Raw genomic sequence first — 14,176 nt, forward strand, 5'->3', positions numbered from 1 at the left:
TCAGCGGCGGAACGTCGGCGGCTCGCCGAGGTAGCGCTCGAGGTCGGCGCGCACGGCGTCGCTGATGGGCCACGCGGCCTGTGCCGCGTGGTCCCAGAGGACGTTCACGCACTCCCAGACCGCGGCCGGCGCGCCGCCCGACTCGACGCGCAGCTCTGCGGCGACGGTGAAGGAGGACCGGCCGACCCGCGTCACCCAGAGCGAGGCCAGGAACGGCTGGTAGGGCACGAAGCGCATCTCGCCGTGGTACTCGATCGACTGGGACGCCACCAGCTCGGACACCCCCGGGCCGGCGGCGTGCAGCAGGCCGGTCGCCTCCGGCGGGAGGCCGGGCAGGCGGGCGAAGCGCAGGAACTCGTAGCGCGCCTCGTCGAGCACCCGCACCGCCTCGACGTTGTCGACGTGGCCGGCGAGGTTGATGTCGCGGTAGCGCGCCTGGATCTCGGTCGTGAACGTCTCGCCCATGGCGGAAGTCTGTCCGACCGGGTCCGGGCCTAGGCTGGCGGGCATGACCTCCGGACCCTTCGGCGGCGACCTGATGGCCGGTCCCCCGCCCACCCACCTGCCCGCCGACCCCGCCGACGCCGAGCTCGCCGGAGGCGACGCCCCGGCCGCGGTCGTACGCCGTCACCCGGCGTCGCCGGCCGCCTGGGCCGCGCTGGCGCTGCAGGCCAAGGACGCCGGCGCCGACGACGTGACCGTCTACGCCTACGCGCGGGTCGGCTACCACCGCTCCCTCGACATGCTGCGGCGCAACGGGTGGAAGGGCCACGGGCCGGTGCCGTGGGAGCACGAGGCCAACCGCGGCTTCCTGCGCTCGCTCGCGCTCCTCGCCCTGGCCGCCCGTGCCATCGGCGAGACCGAGGAGTGGGAGCGCTGCTCCAGCTTCCTGCGCGACTCCAGCGCCACGGCGGCGGACGAGCTGCTCGGCTGACCTGACCGTTCGTCGCGTCAGACGGACCGCTGGCCGCGACACGGCACCTGCGGGCGGAGTGACGACCGTCACCGCGGGCGTAGGGTCGCGCGCATGAGTCTCGGCAACAACTCCCCTCAGTCGCGCCCGGATCCCGAGGTGCCGCCCACCGACATGCGCAAGATGGCGCTGGCCGGCGTCCTGCTCGCCATCCCGATCGTCGTGCTCCTGTGGGTGCCGCACTACGCGAAGGTGGAGCCGACGCTCTTCGGCTTCCCCTTCTTCTTCTGGTACCAGTTCCTCTGGGTCTTCCTGTGCTCCGCGATGACCTACGCGGCCTTCCGCCTGACGCTCTCGGCCCGCGGCAAGACCTCGCACAAGGCCGGTGAGGACCGATGACCCCCGAGCTCACCGTGCTGGCCGCCGACACCGACGGCGTCAACGGCGTCGCCCTGGCCGTGCTGGTCGTGCTGTTCCTGATCGTCACCGTGGCCGGGTTCATGGCCAGCCGGTTCAAGCGCGCCGACTCGATGGAGTCGCTCGACGAGTGGGGCCTGGGCGGGCGCTCGTTCGGCACGTGGATCACGTGGTTCCTGCTCGGCGGCGACCTCTACACGGCCTACACCTTCGTCGCGGTGCCGGCGGCGATGTTCGCCACCGGGGCGGTGGCCGGCTTCTTCGCGGTCCCCTACACGATCATCCTCTACCCGATCATCTTCATCTTCATGGCGCGGCTGTGGTCGGTGAGCCACCGCCACGGCTACGTCACGCCGGCCGACTTCGTCCGCGGCAGGTACGACGACCGCGGGCTGTCGCTCGCCGTCGCGGTCACCGGCTTCGTGGCGACCATGCCCTACATCGCGCTGCAGCTCGTCGGCATCCAGGCGGTGCTCGAGGTCGTCGGGCTCGGTGGCGGCGACAACATCATCGCCAAGGACGCGCCGCTCTTCATCGCCTTCGCGGTGCTGGCGGCCTACACCTACTCCAGCGGCCTGCGCGCGCCGGCGGTGATCGCGTTCGTCAAGGACATCCTCATCTACCTCGTCATCATCGTCGCGGTCATCTACCTGCCCGGGCAGGTCGGCGGCTGGGAGGCGATCTTCGGGGCGGCCGAGGACAAGATGGACGCCAACAACGCGGCGGCGGTCGAGGCCGGGCTGAACCCGACCTCCTCGTTCGTGCCCGGCTCCGGTGCCTTCTGGGCGTACGCCACCCTGGCGCTCGGCTCGGCCATGGCGCTGTTCATGTACCCGCACTCGGTGACCGCGTCGCTGTCGTCGAACTCGCGGAACACGATCCGCCGCAACGCCTCGATCCTGCCGGCGTACTCCTTCGTGCTCGGCCTGCTGGCCCTGCTCGGCTGGGTCGCCATCGCGGCCGGCACGCAGCCGATCGGGCTCGACGGCGAGCCCAACGCCCAGCTGGTGATCCCGCAGCTGTTCGAGGACATGTTCCCGTCGTGGTTCGCGGGCGTGGCCTTCGCCGCCATCGCGATCGGCGCGCTCGTGCCGGCCGCGATCATGTCGATCGCCGCGGCCAACACGTTCAGCCGCAACATCTACAAGGAGTGGATCAACAAGGGCGCCACCCCGGCCCAGGAGGCGAAGGTCTCAAAGCTGATGTCGCTGCTGGTCAAGGCCTTCGCCCTCGTGTTCGTCCTGACGCTCGACAAGCAGAACGCGATCAACTTCCAGCTCCTCGGCGGCATCTGGATCATGCAGACGTTCCCGGCCATCGTGTTCAGCCTCTTCACCCGGTGGTTCCACCGCTACGGCCTGCTGCTCGGCTGGGCGGTCGGCCTCGTCTACGGGACCGTCGAGGCCTACCAGGTCGTCAACCCGGTCACCGGCAAGCACTTCGGCGGCTCGACGGCCCTCATCCCGGGCATCGGCGAGCTCGGCTACATCGCCGTGACGGCGTTCGTGCTCAACGTGGTCGTCGCCGTCGTGGTGACCGCAGTCATGCGCGCGATGAAGGTCTCCAACGGCCACGACGAGACCATCCCGTTCGACTACTTCGCCGACGCGGACGACCCGCGCGTGCAGAAGGACCTCGTCGAGCACGACGCGGACGTCGCCACCGACGCCCGGGCGCCGCACCACGAGGCCGACGGCGACGACGTACCGGGCAGCACACCGGCCCGCTGACGCCGTACGACTCCACCGGGCGGTGGGTGAGGCAGGTTCTCGACGCGGGGAACCTGCCTCACGCCCCGCGCCCCCCGACCCCCCCCCGGGGGGGGGGGGGGTGCCCGTTACCCCCCGGGGGACCCCGCCCCCCCCCACCGCTGCCTGTCGGACGCCGGCGGAATCGATGTCCGCGGCCCGGTGTTCACTGGGACCGTGACTGCGACCGACGCCCGAGGGACGACCGACCGGACCGACCAGACCAGCCCGTGGCCCGCCCTGGTGGCGCTGTGCATCGGGTTCTTCATGATCCTGGTCGACACCACGATCGTGACGGTCGCGACGCCGGCGATCATCGAGGACCTCCAGGCCGGGGTCAACGAGGTCGTGTGGGTGACCAGCGCCTACCTGCTCGCCTACGCCGTGCCCGTGCTGATCACCGGCCGGCTGGGCGACCGCTACGGCCCCAAGAACCTCTACCTCGTCGGCCTCGTCGTCTTCACCGTCGCCTCGCTGGCGTGCGGGCTCACCTCGACCATCGAGGGCCTGATCGTCGCGCGCGTCGCGCAGGGGCTCGGCGCGTCGATGATGACGCCGCAGACGATGTCGGTGATCACCCGCATCTTCCCGATCGAGCGCCGCGGCTCCGCCATGGCGCTGTGGGGGGCCACCGCCGGTGTCGCGACCCTGGTCGGCCCGATCGCGGGCGGCGTCCTGGTCGACACGCTGGGCTGGGAGTGGATCTTCTTCGTCAACGTGCCGGTCGGCGTGGTCGCGTTCGCGCTCGCCTGGCGGCTGGTCCCGCGGCTGGAGACCAGCGACCACCGCTTCGACTGGCTCGGGGTCGCGCTCAGCGGCGCCGGCATGTTCCTGCTGGTCTTCGGCATCCAGGAGGGCGAGCAGTACGACTGGTCGACGATCGTCGGGCCCATCACGGTGTGGTCGCTGATCGTCGCGGGCCTCGTGGTGCTGGCGCTCTTCGTGCTGTGGCAGGCGCGCAACCGTGCCGAGCCGCTGGTGCCGCTGAGCCTGTTCGCCGACCGCAACTTCTCGGTGTCCAACCTCGCGATCACGACCGTGTCGTTCGCCTTCACCGCGATGGGGTTCCCGCTGATGCTGTGGGCCCAGCTGGTGCGCGGCTACTCCCCCACCCAGGCGGGCCTGCTGCTCGCGCCGATGGCGATCACCTCCATCCTGGCCGCACCCGTGGCCGGGCGGCTCACCGACCGGGTGCACCCGCGGGTGCTGACGCTCGGCGGGTTCGCCGGCCTCGGGGTGGCGCTGCTGGTCCTGCAGGCCGTCCTCACGCCCGACACCCCGCTGTGGCAGCTGGTCGCGGCGTTCGCGCTGATGGGCGTGGGCAGCTCGTTCCTCTGGGGCCCGCTGGCCACCACGGCCAACCGCAACCTGCCCCCGCAGCGTGCCGGCGCCGGCTCCGGGGTCTACAACGCGACGCGCCAGGTCGGGGCCGTCCTCGGCTCCGCCGCGATCGCGGTGCTCATCGACGCCCGCCTCGCGGCCAACGGGCTGACGTTCTCGCCCTCCGAGGGCTCGGCCGGTGGCGGCACGCTGCCGGCGCAGGTCGCCGAGCCGTTCACCGAGGCGATGGCGCAGTCACTGCTGCTCCTGCCGGCGGTGCTGCTGCTGGGCCTGCTGGCAGTGGTCTTCTTCGAGCGGCCCCGCCACTTCGCCGCGCGTCCGGGCACCAAGGAGACCTCCGCGGCCTGAACGCGATCGAGCGGTGGCCCAGCCACGTTCCGCGCGAGTGGAACGTGGCCCGGCCACCGCTCGGTCCGGGGTCCGGGCGGGACTCAGCCCGCGAGCGAGGTCCCGGCGGAGCGCAGGTGCTGGCACGCCTCGACGATGCGCTCGGCCATGCCGGCCTCGGCGGCCTTGCCCCAGGCGCGCGGGTCGTAGGCCTTCTTGTTGCCGACCTCGCCGTCGACCTTCAGCACGCCGTCGTAGTTGGCGAACATGTGGGCCGCGACGGGGCGGGTGAAGGCGTACTGCGTGTCGGTGTCGACGTTCATCTTCACCACGCCGAAGTCGACGGCGTCGCTGATCTCCTGAGCGGTCGAGCCGGACCCGCCGTGGAAGACCAGGTCGAAGGGCCGGTCGTCGGCGCCGCGGCCGAGCTCGGAGGCGGCGGCCTCCTGGGCGATCTTGAGGATCTCGGGGCGCAGCTTGACGTTGCCCGGCTTGTAGACCCCGTGCACGTTGCCGAAGGTGAGCGCGGTCAGGTAGCGGCCGTTCTCGCCGGCGCCGAGAGCCTTGATCGTGGCGACCGCGTCCTCGGGGGTGGTGTAGAGCTGGTCGTTGATCTCGTTGGCGACGCCGTCCTCCTCGCCACCGACCACGCCGACCTCGATCTCGAGGATGATCCGCGCGGCCGCGCACTTGGCCAGCAGCTCCTCGGCGATCTGGAGGTTCTCCTCCAGCGGCACCGCGGAGCCGTCCCACATGTGCGACTGGAAGAGCGGCGCCTCGCCGCGGGCGACCCGCTCGGCGGAGATGTCGAGCAGCGGGCGCACAAAGCCGTCGAGCTTGCCCTGCGGGCAGTGGTCGGTGTGCAGCGCGATGTTGACGGGGTAGTTCTTGGCGACCTCGGCGGCGTAGGCGGCGAAGGCGACCGAGCCGCTGACCATGTCCTTGACCGACGGCCCGGAGAGGTACTCCGCACCACCGGTGCTGACCTGGATGATCCCGTCGGAGTCGGCGTCGGCGAAGCCCTTCAGCGCGGCGTTGAGGGTCTGGGAGGACGACACGTTGATGGCCGGGTAGGCGAAGGACTTCGACTTCGCGGCGTCCAGCATCTGCGCGTACACCTCGGGGGTGGCGATGGGCATCGGGAGATCTCCTCGTGAGCGGCTCGTACGGTCCGGCAGGCGCTGACAACCCTAGTGGCTACCGGCCAGTCGCGATCCTCGCCCGACGGCGTCTCACCACGTGACGACCGGCCGGTCGCGGCCTACCCCCGCCAGGCGTCATCGCCACCGAGGTCGGCGTGGGCGCGCACCCAGCCGTGCATCGCGATGGCCGCGGCCGCGCTGGCGTTGATCGAGCGGGTGGAGCCGAACTGCGCGATCGAGAAGGTGGCGTCGCAGACCTCCCGCGCGGTGGTGGAGAGCCCCGGCCCCTCCTGCCCGAACAGGAAGCACACCCGCCGCGGCAGCTCCATCGTCTCGAGGTGCAGCGACCCGGGCAGGTTGTCGATGCCGAGCAGCCGCATGGGCTCGCCGTCGGGCGTCGGCAGGTCGTGGAGGTACGCCGCCAGGCCGGCGGCGTCGGCGTGGTGGCGGACGTGCTGGTAGCGGTCGGTGACCATCGCCCCGCGCCGGTTCCACCGCCGGTTGCCGACGATGTGGACCTCGGCGGCGAGGAAGGCGTTGGCGGTGCGGACGATCGTGCCGATGTTGAAGTCGTGCTGCCAGTTCTCGATCGCGACGTGGAAGTCGTGCCGCCGGGTGTCGAGGTCGGCGACGATCGCCTCGAGCGTCCAGTAGCGGTAGCGGTCGACGACGTTGCGCCGGTCCCCGTCGCGCAGCAGCTCGGGGTCCCAGTGCGCGCCTTCCGGCCACGGGCCCTCCCACGGCCCCAGCCCGACCTCGGGCGGGCCGTGCGGCATCGGGTCGTACGGCGCCCGCTCCTCGTCGCCGGATCCTGGCTGCATGGGAGCACCCTAGGCAGGCCCGGACGGGGCGCCGCTGGCTAGGGTGGCGCCCGTGAGCGCACTGGGGGACCTGCCTGCCGTCGTACTGCCGATGCTCCTCGGCATCGACTGGATGGACCCCAACTGGCTCCTGGACCGCTTCGGCGCCGAGCTCTTCTGGATCAGCCTGGCCATCGTCTTCATCGAGTGCGGGCTGTTCTTCCCGGTCCTGCCCGGCGACACGCTCCTGTTCGCGCTCGGCCTCTTCATCGCGACCGAACAGCTCGACCTCGTCCCGGGACCGGCCTTCGCCGAGCTCCTGGTCGTGATGGCCGCGCTCGTCGCGGCCGGCTTCCTCGGCAACGTCGTCGGCTACGAGATCGGCCGCAAGCTCGGACCACCGCTCTACGAGCGCGACGGCAGGATCATCAAGCGCAAGTACTTCGACCAGACGACGGCGTTCTTCGACCGCCACGGCAACAAGGCGCTGGTCATCGGCCGCTTCGTCCCGTTCGTGCGCACCTACATCACCGTCGTGGCCGGGGTGACCCGGATGGACCGGCGCCGCTTCTTCCTGTGGAGCCTGGTCGGCGCGCTGCTGTGGGTGGCGTCCATCTGCCTGCTCGGCTTCTTCCTCGGCGACGCGTTCCCGGCCCTCGGCGAGAGCATCGACAAGCTGATCATCGCGATCCTGGCGTTCTCCGTCGTGCCGATCGCCATCGAGTGGGTACGCCACCGGCGCACCCACGCACCGGGCGCCGAGATCGGCCCCCACGACGGCGGGCCGGACCGCGACATCACGGGCCGCGACCTGGACTGACCGGCCAGCCCTGCCCGCGTGCGGGGCGGCCCCGTCAGCGGTGGACGGAGTCCAGGTCCGCGCGGGTGAGGACGGAGCGGACCTCCAGGCCGACGTCGGCCAGGGGGTCCTCGCCGGCCGGTGAGCGGTCGATGGCGCAGACGACCACCTCGACCGTCGCGCCGGCGTCGCGCAGCGCGCGGGTCGCGTCGCGCACGGCACCGCCCGTGGTGATGACGTCCTCGATGACGGTGATGCGGCGGCCCGCCACGTCCGGGCCCTCGGCGAGCTTGCAGGTGCCGTACTCCTTGGCCTGCTTGCGCACGAAGAGCGCCGGCAGCCCGGACTTGGCCGACACCATGGTGGCGATCGGGATGCCGCCCAGCTCGAGTCCGCCGAGCAGCTCGGTGTCCGGCGGCAGCAGGTCGAGCATCCGTGTGGCGACGCGGTCGAGCAGCGCCGGCTGGGCCTCGAAGAGGTACTTGTCGAAGTAGGTGTCGGCGACCTGTCCCGACCTGAGGGTGAACTCCCCGGTCAGGCGGCAGGCCGCGTCGATGTCGCGTGCGAGCGTCTCGTCAACCACGCCCGCAGCCTAGCGACGCGGCCCGTCGCCGGCGTCACCGTCCGGTCGGCTCCCGCGACGCCAGGTGGCCGAACGCCACCAGCCGGTCGTCGGTGTGGAACAGCTCCGAGCAGGTGGTGACGGTGATGAGCCGCTGGCCCGGACGCTGCTCGGGCTGCACACCGCCCTCGGGGTTCGCAGGGAGGTCGTCGAGCACCCAGCCCGCGGTGAACGGCACCGTCAGGTCGTCGCCGCCCGTGTCGAGGACGTAGCGGTAGGTCCACCGCGGGGTCTCGACCAGCACCTCGTCGCCGGGCTCGAGCTCGGGCATGTCGCGCAGCGGCTCGCCGTGCGTGACCCGATGGGCGGCGATCGCGAAGTTGCCGAGGCCCCCGGCGGCCGCCGCGTCCGTGAAGCGGCCGAAGCCCGCCGCGAGCACCTCGTCGTCCGTCCCCTCGAGCAGCGGCACGGCGTAGTCCTCGCCGAAGCGCGGGATCCGCACGATCGCCGTCATCGCGCCGTGCTCGGTGAAGGTGACCTCCTGCGCCGGTGCGGTCCCGTCGACCTCGGCGGCCCGGTCCCACTCACGCCGGGCACCCTCGACCAGGTCGCGGTGGGTGCGCTGCGCGACGACGTTGGTCCCCCACACCTGCCACGCCACCCAGCCCCCGAGCACCAGCCCGGCCACGACCAGCACCGCACCCAGCACCCCCGTCCAGCGGGCTCGGGCGGAGGCTGCGGACATGCCCCGAGTCTGCCCCACGGGGACGGCACGGCGCCGGGCTAGCCTCGGGTGCATGTCCGTCGTCGCCCGCCGCCTCGCCCACGTCCCGCCGACCGTCTTCAGCGAGATGTCCGCGCTCGCGGTGCGCACCGGCGCCCTCAACCTCGGCCAGGGCTTCCCCGACGTGGACGGTCCGGCGTCCGTGGTCGCCGCCGCCGAGGCGGCGCTGGAGGCGGGCGCCAACCAGTACGCACCGGGCATCGGCATCCCGTCCCTGCGCGGCGCCATCGCGCGCCACCAGCAGCGCCACTACGGTCTCGACGTCGACCCCGACCGCGAGGTGGTCGTGACGACGGGGTGCACCGAGGCCGTCGCGGCGGCGCTGCTCGGCCTCGTCGACCCCGGCGACGAGGTGGTCGTGCTCGAGCCCTACTACGACTCGTACGTCGCCATGCTCGACGTGTGCGGCGCCGTCCGCCGCCCGGTCACGCTGCGCGCCCCGGACTTCCGACCGGACCTCGACGAGCTGCGGGCGGTGGTGGGCGACCGGACGAAGGCGATCCTCCTCAACACCCCGCACAACCCCACCGGCACCGTCCTCACCCGCGAGGAGCTGCAGGTCGTGGCCGACCTCGCGATCGAGCACGACGTCCTCGTGCTGACCGACGAGGTCTACGAGCACCTCGTCTTCGACGACGCCCGCTCCCCGGAGGGACACGTCCCGATCGCCACGCTGCCGGGGATGTGGCACCGCACGCTGACGCTGTCCAGCGCGGGCAAGTCGTACTCGTTCACCGGCTGGAAGGTCGGCTGGGCCACCGGACCCGCGCCCCTGGTGCAGGCGCTGCTCGCGGCCAAGCAGTGGCTCACCTTCACCTCCGGTGCGCCGCTGCAGCCCGCGGTCGCGCACGCCCTCGACCACGAGCCCGACTGGCCGCGGACGCTCGCCCGCGACCTCCAGGCCCGGCGCGACCTGCTGTGCGACGGGCTCGCCGCTGCCGGGCTCACGCCGCGGGTGCCCGAGGGCACCTACTTCGCGACCACCGACATCTCCCACCTCGGGTGGGCCGACGGGCGCGAGTTCTGCCTGGCCCTGCCCGAGCGCGCCGGTGTCGTCGCGATCCCCACGCAGGGGTTCTACGACGACACCGAGGCCGGGCGCCAGCTGGTGCGCTGGGCGTTCTGCAAGGAGCCCGACGTGATCCGGGAGGGCGTACGCCGGCTGGGCGAGGCCGAGCTGGCCCGCTGAGCGGACCGGCGGACCGGGCGCGTCAGCGGCCCGGGTACTCCCTCGGCGGGTGGTCGGAGCCGCCCTCGGCCGGCGGCTGCTGGCCGTAGGGGTTGTCCCCGGACGAGGGGTACTGCGGGCCGGCGTCCGGGCCGGGCTCGATGCCCGGCTGGGCACCCGTCTGGGACCCGGGCTGGCCGTAGCCGCCGCCGTACTGGTCGGGCTGGCCGGGCTGGCCGTAGGACCCACCGCCGTAGCCGCCCGCGTAGCCGCCGTACTGGCCGCCGGGGTAGTCGCCGCCGGAGGAGCCGGTGCGCTTGAACCAGTCACCGGCACCGCCCACGAAGAGCAGCACGATCACCGCGACCGCCGCGACCAGCGTGACGAGCGAGATGCCGCTGGAGACGGAGAGGAGGGAGAACAGCGCGGTCACGACGGCGGAGATGACGAGGAGGATGCGGGCCACGTTGGACCGCCGCAGCACCAGCACGGCCAGCACGATCGCGATGATCGCCCAGATGACGAGCCCACCGACGACGGCCACGACGGCACCGATGGCGGTGTCCGCGTCGATGTTGGCGTCCTGGAACTCCGGGACCCGCTCCATCTCGTCGATGACCTCGTCGCGCGCGACGAACAGCGCCAGGGCCGCGAAGCCGAACAGGGCCGCGGTGAGCGCGGAGAACACGATCGTGATCCAGGCCGCGGCGGTCACCGTGCCGGGACGCTTGTCCGACACGGGCTGGCCGTAGGCCGGCTGCCCGTAGGAGGGCTGGCCGTAGGACGGCTGCTGGCCGTAGGGACTGTTCTGGCCGTAGGGGTCGCTCATGGTCCTATCTCACCATGTCCGCGGTCCTCCACGGCAGTGCCGCAGGCTCAGCGCGGGTCGGGCGAGAACCAGCGCCGGACCTCGACCCGCCGCAGGCATACGACCGTCGCGACGGCGGCCACCGCCGGCACCAGCACGAAGGGTGCGGTCAGCATTAGGGCGAAGCACGCGCCGGCGCTGAAGGCGGCGCTGACCATCAGGCCACGCCGGGCCCAGTCGCGCCGCGCCATCGCGAAGCCGGCGAGGACGAGCGCCGCCGAGCCCCACACGAAGGCACCGCTGGCGAGGGCGAACACCGTCGTGCGCACCTCCCCACGCGTCAGGCCGTCCTCCATCATCTGCGGCTGCTGCTCCTCGAGCACGCTCATCAAGAAGTCGGGCGAGAAGCCGGCGATCGCGAACCAGAGCAGGGACAGCGCGAGCAGCCCACCGGCCGTGACCACCGTGATGACGAACGCCGCGACCATCGCCCCGGGACGCGTGTCGAGGGGACGGTGCTGCTGCCACGGCGGCGGCACCTGCGGGAGCCGGTCCTGCGCCCAGGGCTGCGGCGGCCGGCTCGGGTCCTGCGTCGGGGCCTCGGCGTACGCCCCCGGCGGGACCGGCTGGCCGTAGGCGTTGTGCGGCACGGGCTGGTGCTGGCCGAACGGCCGGTCCGCCGGCGGCGGGCCCGGCGGCTGGGCCGCGCCCGCACCCGGCTGGTCCTGGGGCGCCTGCGGACCGGCACCCCAGGACCCGCGGTAGTCCTGCGTGGCGCCGGCCGCACCCCTGTCGGCCTTGCCGGAACGGCCCGGCTTCTCGACGTCGCGGGCGGGGGCGGGCGGCGTCCACCGGCCGGTGGCGAACCACTCGCGGGCCGGGTTCACCCAGAGCATCGCAGCTCCTGCGGCGACGAAGGAGCCCGCGAGCCCGCCGGCGGTGAGGCCGGTGACGAAGACCGGGACGGCCAGCAGGCTGAGGCCGAGGCGGGCCGAGCGGTCCGGCTTGCGGACGTACCAGCCGAGGATCGCGGTGCCGCAGGCGGCGGCCGCGGCGACCATCCCGCTGATGCGGAGGAGACCGGTCGCGCCCTCGACGTCGAGGCCCAGGGAGGAGAAGGGCGGCTCCGCGAGGAGGTCGCGGATCGACTGTTGGGTCTCGAGCGACCCCAGCGAGGCGACGCGCTCCCAGGCGGTGAGCAGCACCATCACGGAGGCGAACATGACGATGCCCGAGGCCAGGGTGACCTGGGGCGGACGCTGCTCGGTGGGCTGGCTCACGGAGCCATTGTCCCAAGGACGCCCCAACGCCGCTGCATCGCGGCGCCACCGGGGCCGTAGGCGCGGCCGCTGGGGGGTTTCTCAGGGTCGCTCTCAGGGGTCGACCCGGCACTGTCCCCGATGCGGTGGCGCCCTCCGCGCCGCCAGGGTTGACCCATGATCAGCGTCGAGTCCCTCAGCAAGCAGTACGGCCGGTTCACGGCCGTCGACAACGTGTCGTTCACGGCCGCCACCGGTCGCGTGACCGGGTTCCTCGGTCCCAACGGAGCCGGCAAGTCCACCACCATGCGCATCATGGTCGGCCTGACCCGGCCCAGCACCGGCCGGGTCACGATCACCGGTCGCGACTACCGCGACCTCGTCAACCCGGGCCTCGAGGTCGGCGTCCTGCTGGACGCCTCGGCCCAGCACGCCGGCCGCACCGGCCGCGAGATCCTCACGATCGCGCAGCAGACCATGGGACTGCCCAAGGCCACCGTGCCCGAGACCCTCGCCCGGGTCGGGCTCACCGAGGACGAGGCGCAGCGCCGGGTGCGCAACTACTCCCTCGGCATGCGCCAGCGCCTCGGCCTGGCCACCGCCCTCATCGGCGACCCGGAGGTGCTCATCCTCGACGAGCCCGCCAACGGCCTGGACCCCGCCGGCATCCGCTGGATGCGCGACCTGCTCCGCGGCTTCGCCGACGACGGCGGCACCGTGCTGCTGTCCTCGCACCTGCTGCACGAGATCGAGGTCATCGCCGACGACCTCGTCGTCATCGGCCAGGGCCGCATCGTGGCCCAGGGCAGCAAGTCCGAGCTGCTCGCCGCGGCCGGCACGCTCGTCCGCACCGCCGACCCCGACCGGCTGGCCCGCGCCCTGCACGAGGCGGCCGTCGTGACCACCCCGATCGACGGCGGCCTCCGGGTCGACGCCGACCCCGAGCTCGTCGGCGAGACGGCACACCGTGCCGGCGTCGTCCTGCGGGAGCTGCGCGCCGCCGACGGCGCCGGCCTCGAGGAGATGTTCCTCGAGCTCACCGCCCTGACCGCCCGCGAAGAGACCGCTCTCGAAGGAGCAGCAGCATGAGCACCACGATCCCCGTCCAGACCCCGGCCGAGCCTGCGGCGCCGGCCCACGCCGTACCCGCGCACCGGTCGACGGCACCCGCGCGGACGATCCGGCCCATCCCGATGACCCGGCTCGCCAAGGTCGAGCTGCGCAAGATGTTCGACACCCGTGCCGGCTTCTGGCTGATGGCCAGCGTCGGGATCGTCGCGGTCCTCGCGACCGCCGCGGTCATCCTGTGGGCACCCGACTCCGCGATCGACCAGGAGACCTTCTCCAGCGCGATCGGGTTCCCGCTGTCGGTGATCCTGCCGATCATCGGCCTGCTGTCCGTCACCAGTGAGTACAGCCAGCGCACCGGACTGACGACCTACACGCTCGTGCCCTGGCGCGGCCGGGTGATCACCGCCAAGATGCTCGTCACCCTCGCCATCGGCGTCGCCTCGATGTTCCTCGCGCTGGCCGTCGGCGCCGTCGGCAACCTGGTCGGCTCCGCCATCACCGGGCTCGACCCGGTGTGGAACGTCTCGGTCGGGGAGTTCGGCCAGATCGTGCTCGCCAACGTCCTCGGCATGCTCATCGGCTTCACCCTCGGTGTCCTGATGCGGAGCTCCGCCGCCGCGATCGTCGGCTACTTCATCTACTCCCTGGTCCTGCCGGCCGCCCTCGGGGCGCTCGCCGCCTTCCAGGAGTGGTTCCGCGACCTGCAGCCGTGGGTGGACATCAACTTCGCCACCACCCGGCTCTTCGAGGACACCATGACGGCCGAGAACTGGCAGCAGCTGGGCGTCACGACGCTCGTGTGGCTCTGGATCCCGCTCGCCCTCGGGCTGCGCGCGGTCCTGCGGGCCGAGGTGAAGTAACGCACCTCAGGCGGGTCAGCGGCTGCCGGTCGGGGGACCGGTGGCCGCTGGCTGCATGTGTGGGGGGCGGGGTCTGGAGTCCCCGGATATCCGGGGACCACCGTCCTTGCAGGTAGAGATCTCCACCTCGAAGCACGGAACTCGGGTGCAAAGCTCCCGCCGGACGATGACCGGCGA

The 14,176-nt window shown here is 72.4% G+C and carries 15 protein-coding genes; 8 read left to right on the forward strand and 7 right to left on the reverse strand.

All coding sequences use genetic code 11. From position 1 onward, the window contains the following. Positions 1 to 465 carry a thioesterase family protein gene (locus HN031_RS05035; protein ID WP_172267166.1) on the reverse strand — a complete coding sequence of 155 codons (465 nt, stop codon included), beginning with the start codon at positions 463 to 465 and terminating at the stop codon, positions 1 to 3. 43 nt (positions 466 to 508) lie between these two features. On the opposite strand from HN031_RS05035, the gene HN031_RS05040 reads away from it, so the two are divergent. The 4 genes from HN031_RS05040 (at position 509) to HN031_RS05055 (ending at position 4,767) form a co-directional block, all read left to right on the forward strand. Further along, positions 509 to 934: a DUF3151 domain-containing protein gene (locus HN031_RS05040; protein WP_172267169.1), complete on the forward strand. Its 426-nt coding sequence runs from the start codon at positions 509 to 511 to the stop codon at positions 932 to 934. Between the two features lie 93 nt (positions 935 to 1,027). Next, positions 1,028 to 1,312, forward strand: coding sequence for a DUF3311 domain-containing protein (locus HN031_RS05045; RefSeq protein ID WP_253943021.1), 285 nt, complete (start codon positions 1,028 to 1,030; stop codon positions 1,310 to 1,312). Then, a complete protein-coding gene (gene mctP, locus HN031_RS05050; RefSeq protein ID WP_172267172.1) occupies positions 1,309 to 3,060 on the forward strand; it encodes a monocarboxylate uptake permease MctP in 1,752 nt (583 codons plus the stop codon). The genes HN031_RS05045 and mctP overlap by 4 nt, the downstream gene beginning before the upstream one ends. A gap of 195 nt (positions 3,061 to 3,255) precedes the next feature. Beyond that, entirely contained in the window at positions 3,256 to 4,767 is a 1,512-nt protein-coding gene (locus HN031_RS05055) for a DHA2 family efflux MFS transporter permease subunit (protein WP_367650650.1), read from the forward strand. A gap of 83 nt (positions 4,768 to 4,850) precedes the next feature. Here HN031_RS05055 and fbaA read toward each other — a convergent pair whose 3' ends face one another. Then, the gene (fbaA, locus tag HN031_RS05060; RefSeq protein ID WP_172267175.1) at positions 4,851 to 5,885 is read right to left on the reverse strand and encodes a class II fructose-bisphosphate aldolase; all 1,035 of its coding nucleotides are present in this window, start codon (positions 5,883 to 5,885) and stop codon (positions 4,851 to 4,853) included. Positions 5,886 to 6,007: 122 nt separating this feature from the next. Then, entirely contained in the window at positions 6,008 to 6,664 is a 657-nt protein-coding gene (locus HN031_RS05065) for a TrmH family RNA methyltransferase (RefSeq protein ID WP_172271280.1), read from the reverse strand. A gap of 97 nt (positions 6,665 to 6,761) precedes the next feature. Between HN031_RS05065 and HN031_RS05070 the strand changes: the two genes are divergently transcribed. Next, positions 6,762 to 7,508 (forward strand): DedA family protein, encoded by a 747-nt coding sequence (locus HN031_RS05070; RefSeq protein WP_367650651.1) that lies wholly within the window; start codon positions 6,762 to 6,764, stop codon positions 7,506 to 7,508. Between the two features lie 34 nt (positions 7,509 to 7,542). Here HN031_RS05070 and pyrE read toward each other — a convergent pair whose 3' ends face one another. Both pyrE and HN031_RS05080 read right to left on the reverse strand, forming a co-directional pair. After that, positions 7,543 to 8,070, reverse strand: a complete 528-nt coding sequence (gene pyrE / locus HN031_RS05075) for an orotate phosphoribosyltransferase (RefSeq protein WP_172267178.1) — start codon at positions 8,068 to 8,070, stop codon at positions 7,543 to 7,545. A gap of 34 nt (positions 8,071 to 8,104) precedes the next feature. Next, positions 8,105 to 8,794 (reverse strand): class E sortase, encoded by a 690-nt coding sequence (locus tag HN031_RS05080; protein WP_172267181.1) that lies wholly within the window; start codon positions 8,792 to 8,794, stop codon positions 8,105 to 8,107. Positions 8,795 to 8,846: 52 nt separating this feature from the next. On the opposite strand from HN031_RS05080, the gene HN031_RS05085 reads away from it, so the two are divergent. Further along, positions 8,847 to 10,022, forward strand: a complete 1,176-nt coding sequence (locus HN031_RS05085) for a pyridoxal phosphate-dependent aminotransferase (protein ID WP_172267184.1) — start codon at positions 8,847 to 8,849, stop codon at positions 10,020 to 10,022. A 22-nt stretch (positions 10,023 to 10,044) separates the two neighbouring features. Here the strand turns inward: HN031_RS05085 and HN031_RS21005 are convergent, their stop codons facing one another. Beyond that, positions 10,045 to 10,830 carry a hypothetical protein gene (locus HN031_RS21005; RefSeq protein ID WP_216652053.1) on the reverse strand — a complete coding sequence of 262 codons (786 nt, stop codon included), beginning with the start codon at positions 10,828 to 10,830 and terminating at the stop codon, positions 10,045 to 10,047. A 47-nt stretch (positions 10,831 to 10,877) separates the two neighbouring features. After that, positions 10,878 to 12,089, reverse strand: coding sequence for a hypothetical protein (locus HN031_RS05095; protein ID WP_172267187.1), 1,212 nt, complete (start codon positions 12,087 to 12,089; stop codon positions 10,878 to 10,880). Between the two features lie 156 nt (positions 12,090 to 12,245). On the opposite strand from HN031_RS05095, the gene HN031_RS05100 reads away from it, so the two are divergent. Both HN031_RS05100 and HN031_RS05105 read left to right on the forward strand, forming a co-directional pair. Continuing rightward, positions 12,246 to 13,157: an ABC transporter ATP-binding protein gene (locus HN031_RS05100; protein WP_172267190.1), complete on the forward strand. Its 912-nt coding sequence runs from the start codon at positions 12,246 to 12,248 to the stop codon at positions 13,155 to 13,157. Beyond that, complete coding sequence (locus HN031_RS05105; protein WP_172267193.1) at positions 13,154 to 13,999, forward strand: ABC transporter permease; 846 nt, start codon at positions 13,154 to 13,156, stop codon at positions 13,997 to 13,999. The genes HN031_RS05100 and HN031_RS05105 overlap by 4 nt, the downstream gene beginning before the upstream one ends. Positions 14,000 to 14,176: the final 177 nt, after the last annotated feature.

The sequence above is a fragment of the Nocardioides sp. zg-1308 genome, assembly GCF_013155375.1.
Classification (GTDB): domain Bacteria; phylum Actinomycetota; class Actinomycetes; order Propionibacteriales; family Nocardioidaceae; genus Nocardioides; species Nocardioides renjunii.

Coding starts and splice junctions, on each gene's coding strand:
- HN031_RS05035 (WP_172267166.1), bottom strand. CDS start 465: ATGGGCGAGACGTTCACGACCGAGATCCAGGCGCGCTACCGCGACATC.
- HN031_RS05040 (WP_172267169.1), top strand. CDS start 509: ATGACCTCCGGACCCTTCGGCGGCGACCTGATGGCCGGTCCCCCGCCC.
- HN031_RS05045 (WP_253943021.1), top strand. CDS start 1,028: ATGAGTCTCGGCAACAACTCCCCTCAGTCGCGCCCGGATCCCGAGGTG.
- mctP (WP_172267172.1), top strand. CDS start 1,309: ATGACCCCCGAGCTCACCGTGCTGGCCGCCGACACCGACGGCGTCAAC.
- fbaA (WP_172267175.1), bottom strand. CDS start 5,885: ATGCCCATCGCCACCCCCGAGGTGTACGCGCAGATGCTGGACGCCGCG.
- HN031_RS05065 (WP_172271280.1), bottom strand. CDS start 6,664: ATGCCGCACGGCCCGCCCGAGGTCGGGCTGGGGCCGTGGGAGGGCCCG.
- HN031_RS05080 (WP_172267181.1), bottom strand. CDS start 8,794: ATGTCCGCAGCCTCCGCCCGAGCCCGCTGGACGGGGGTGCTGGGTGCG.
- HN031_RS05085 (WP_172267184.1), top strand. CDS start 8,847: ATGTCCGTCGTCGCCCGCCGCCTCGCCCACGTCCCGCCGACCGTCTTC.
- HN031_RS21005 (WP_216652053.1), bottom strand. CDS start 10,830: ATGAGCGACCCCTACGGCCAGAACAGTCCCTACGGCCAGCAGCCGTCC.
- HN031_RS05100 (WP_172267190.1), top strand. CDS start 12,246: ATGATCAGCGTCGAGTCCCTCAGCAAGCAGTACGGCCGGTTCACGGCC.
- HN031_RS05105 (WP_172267193.1), top strand. CDS start 13,154: ATGAGCACCACGATCCCCGTCCAGACCCCGGCCGAGCCTGCGGCGCCG.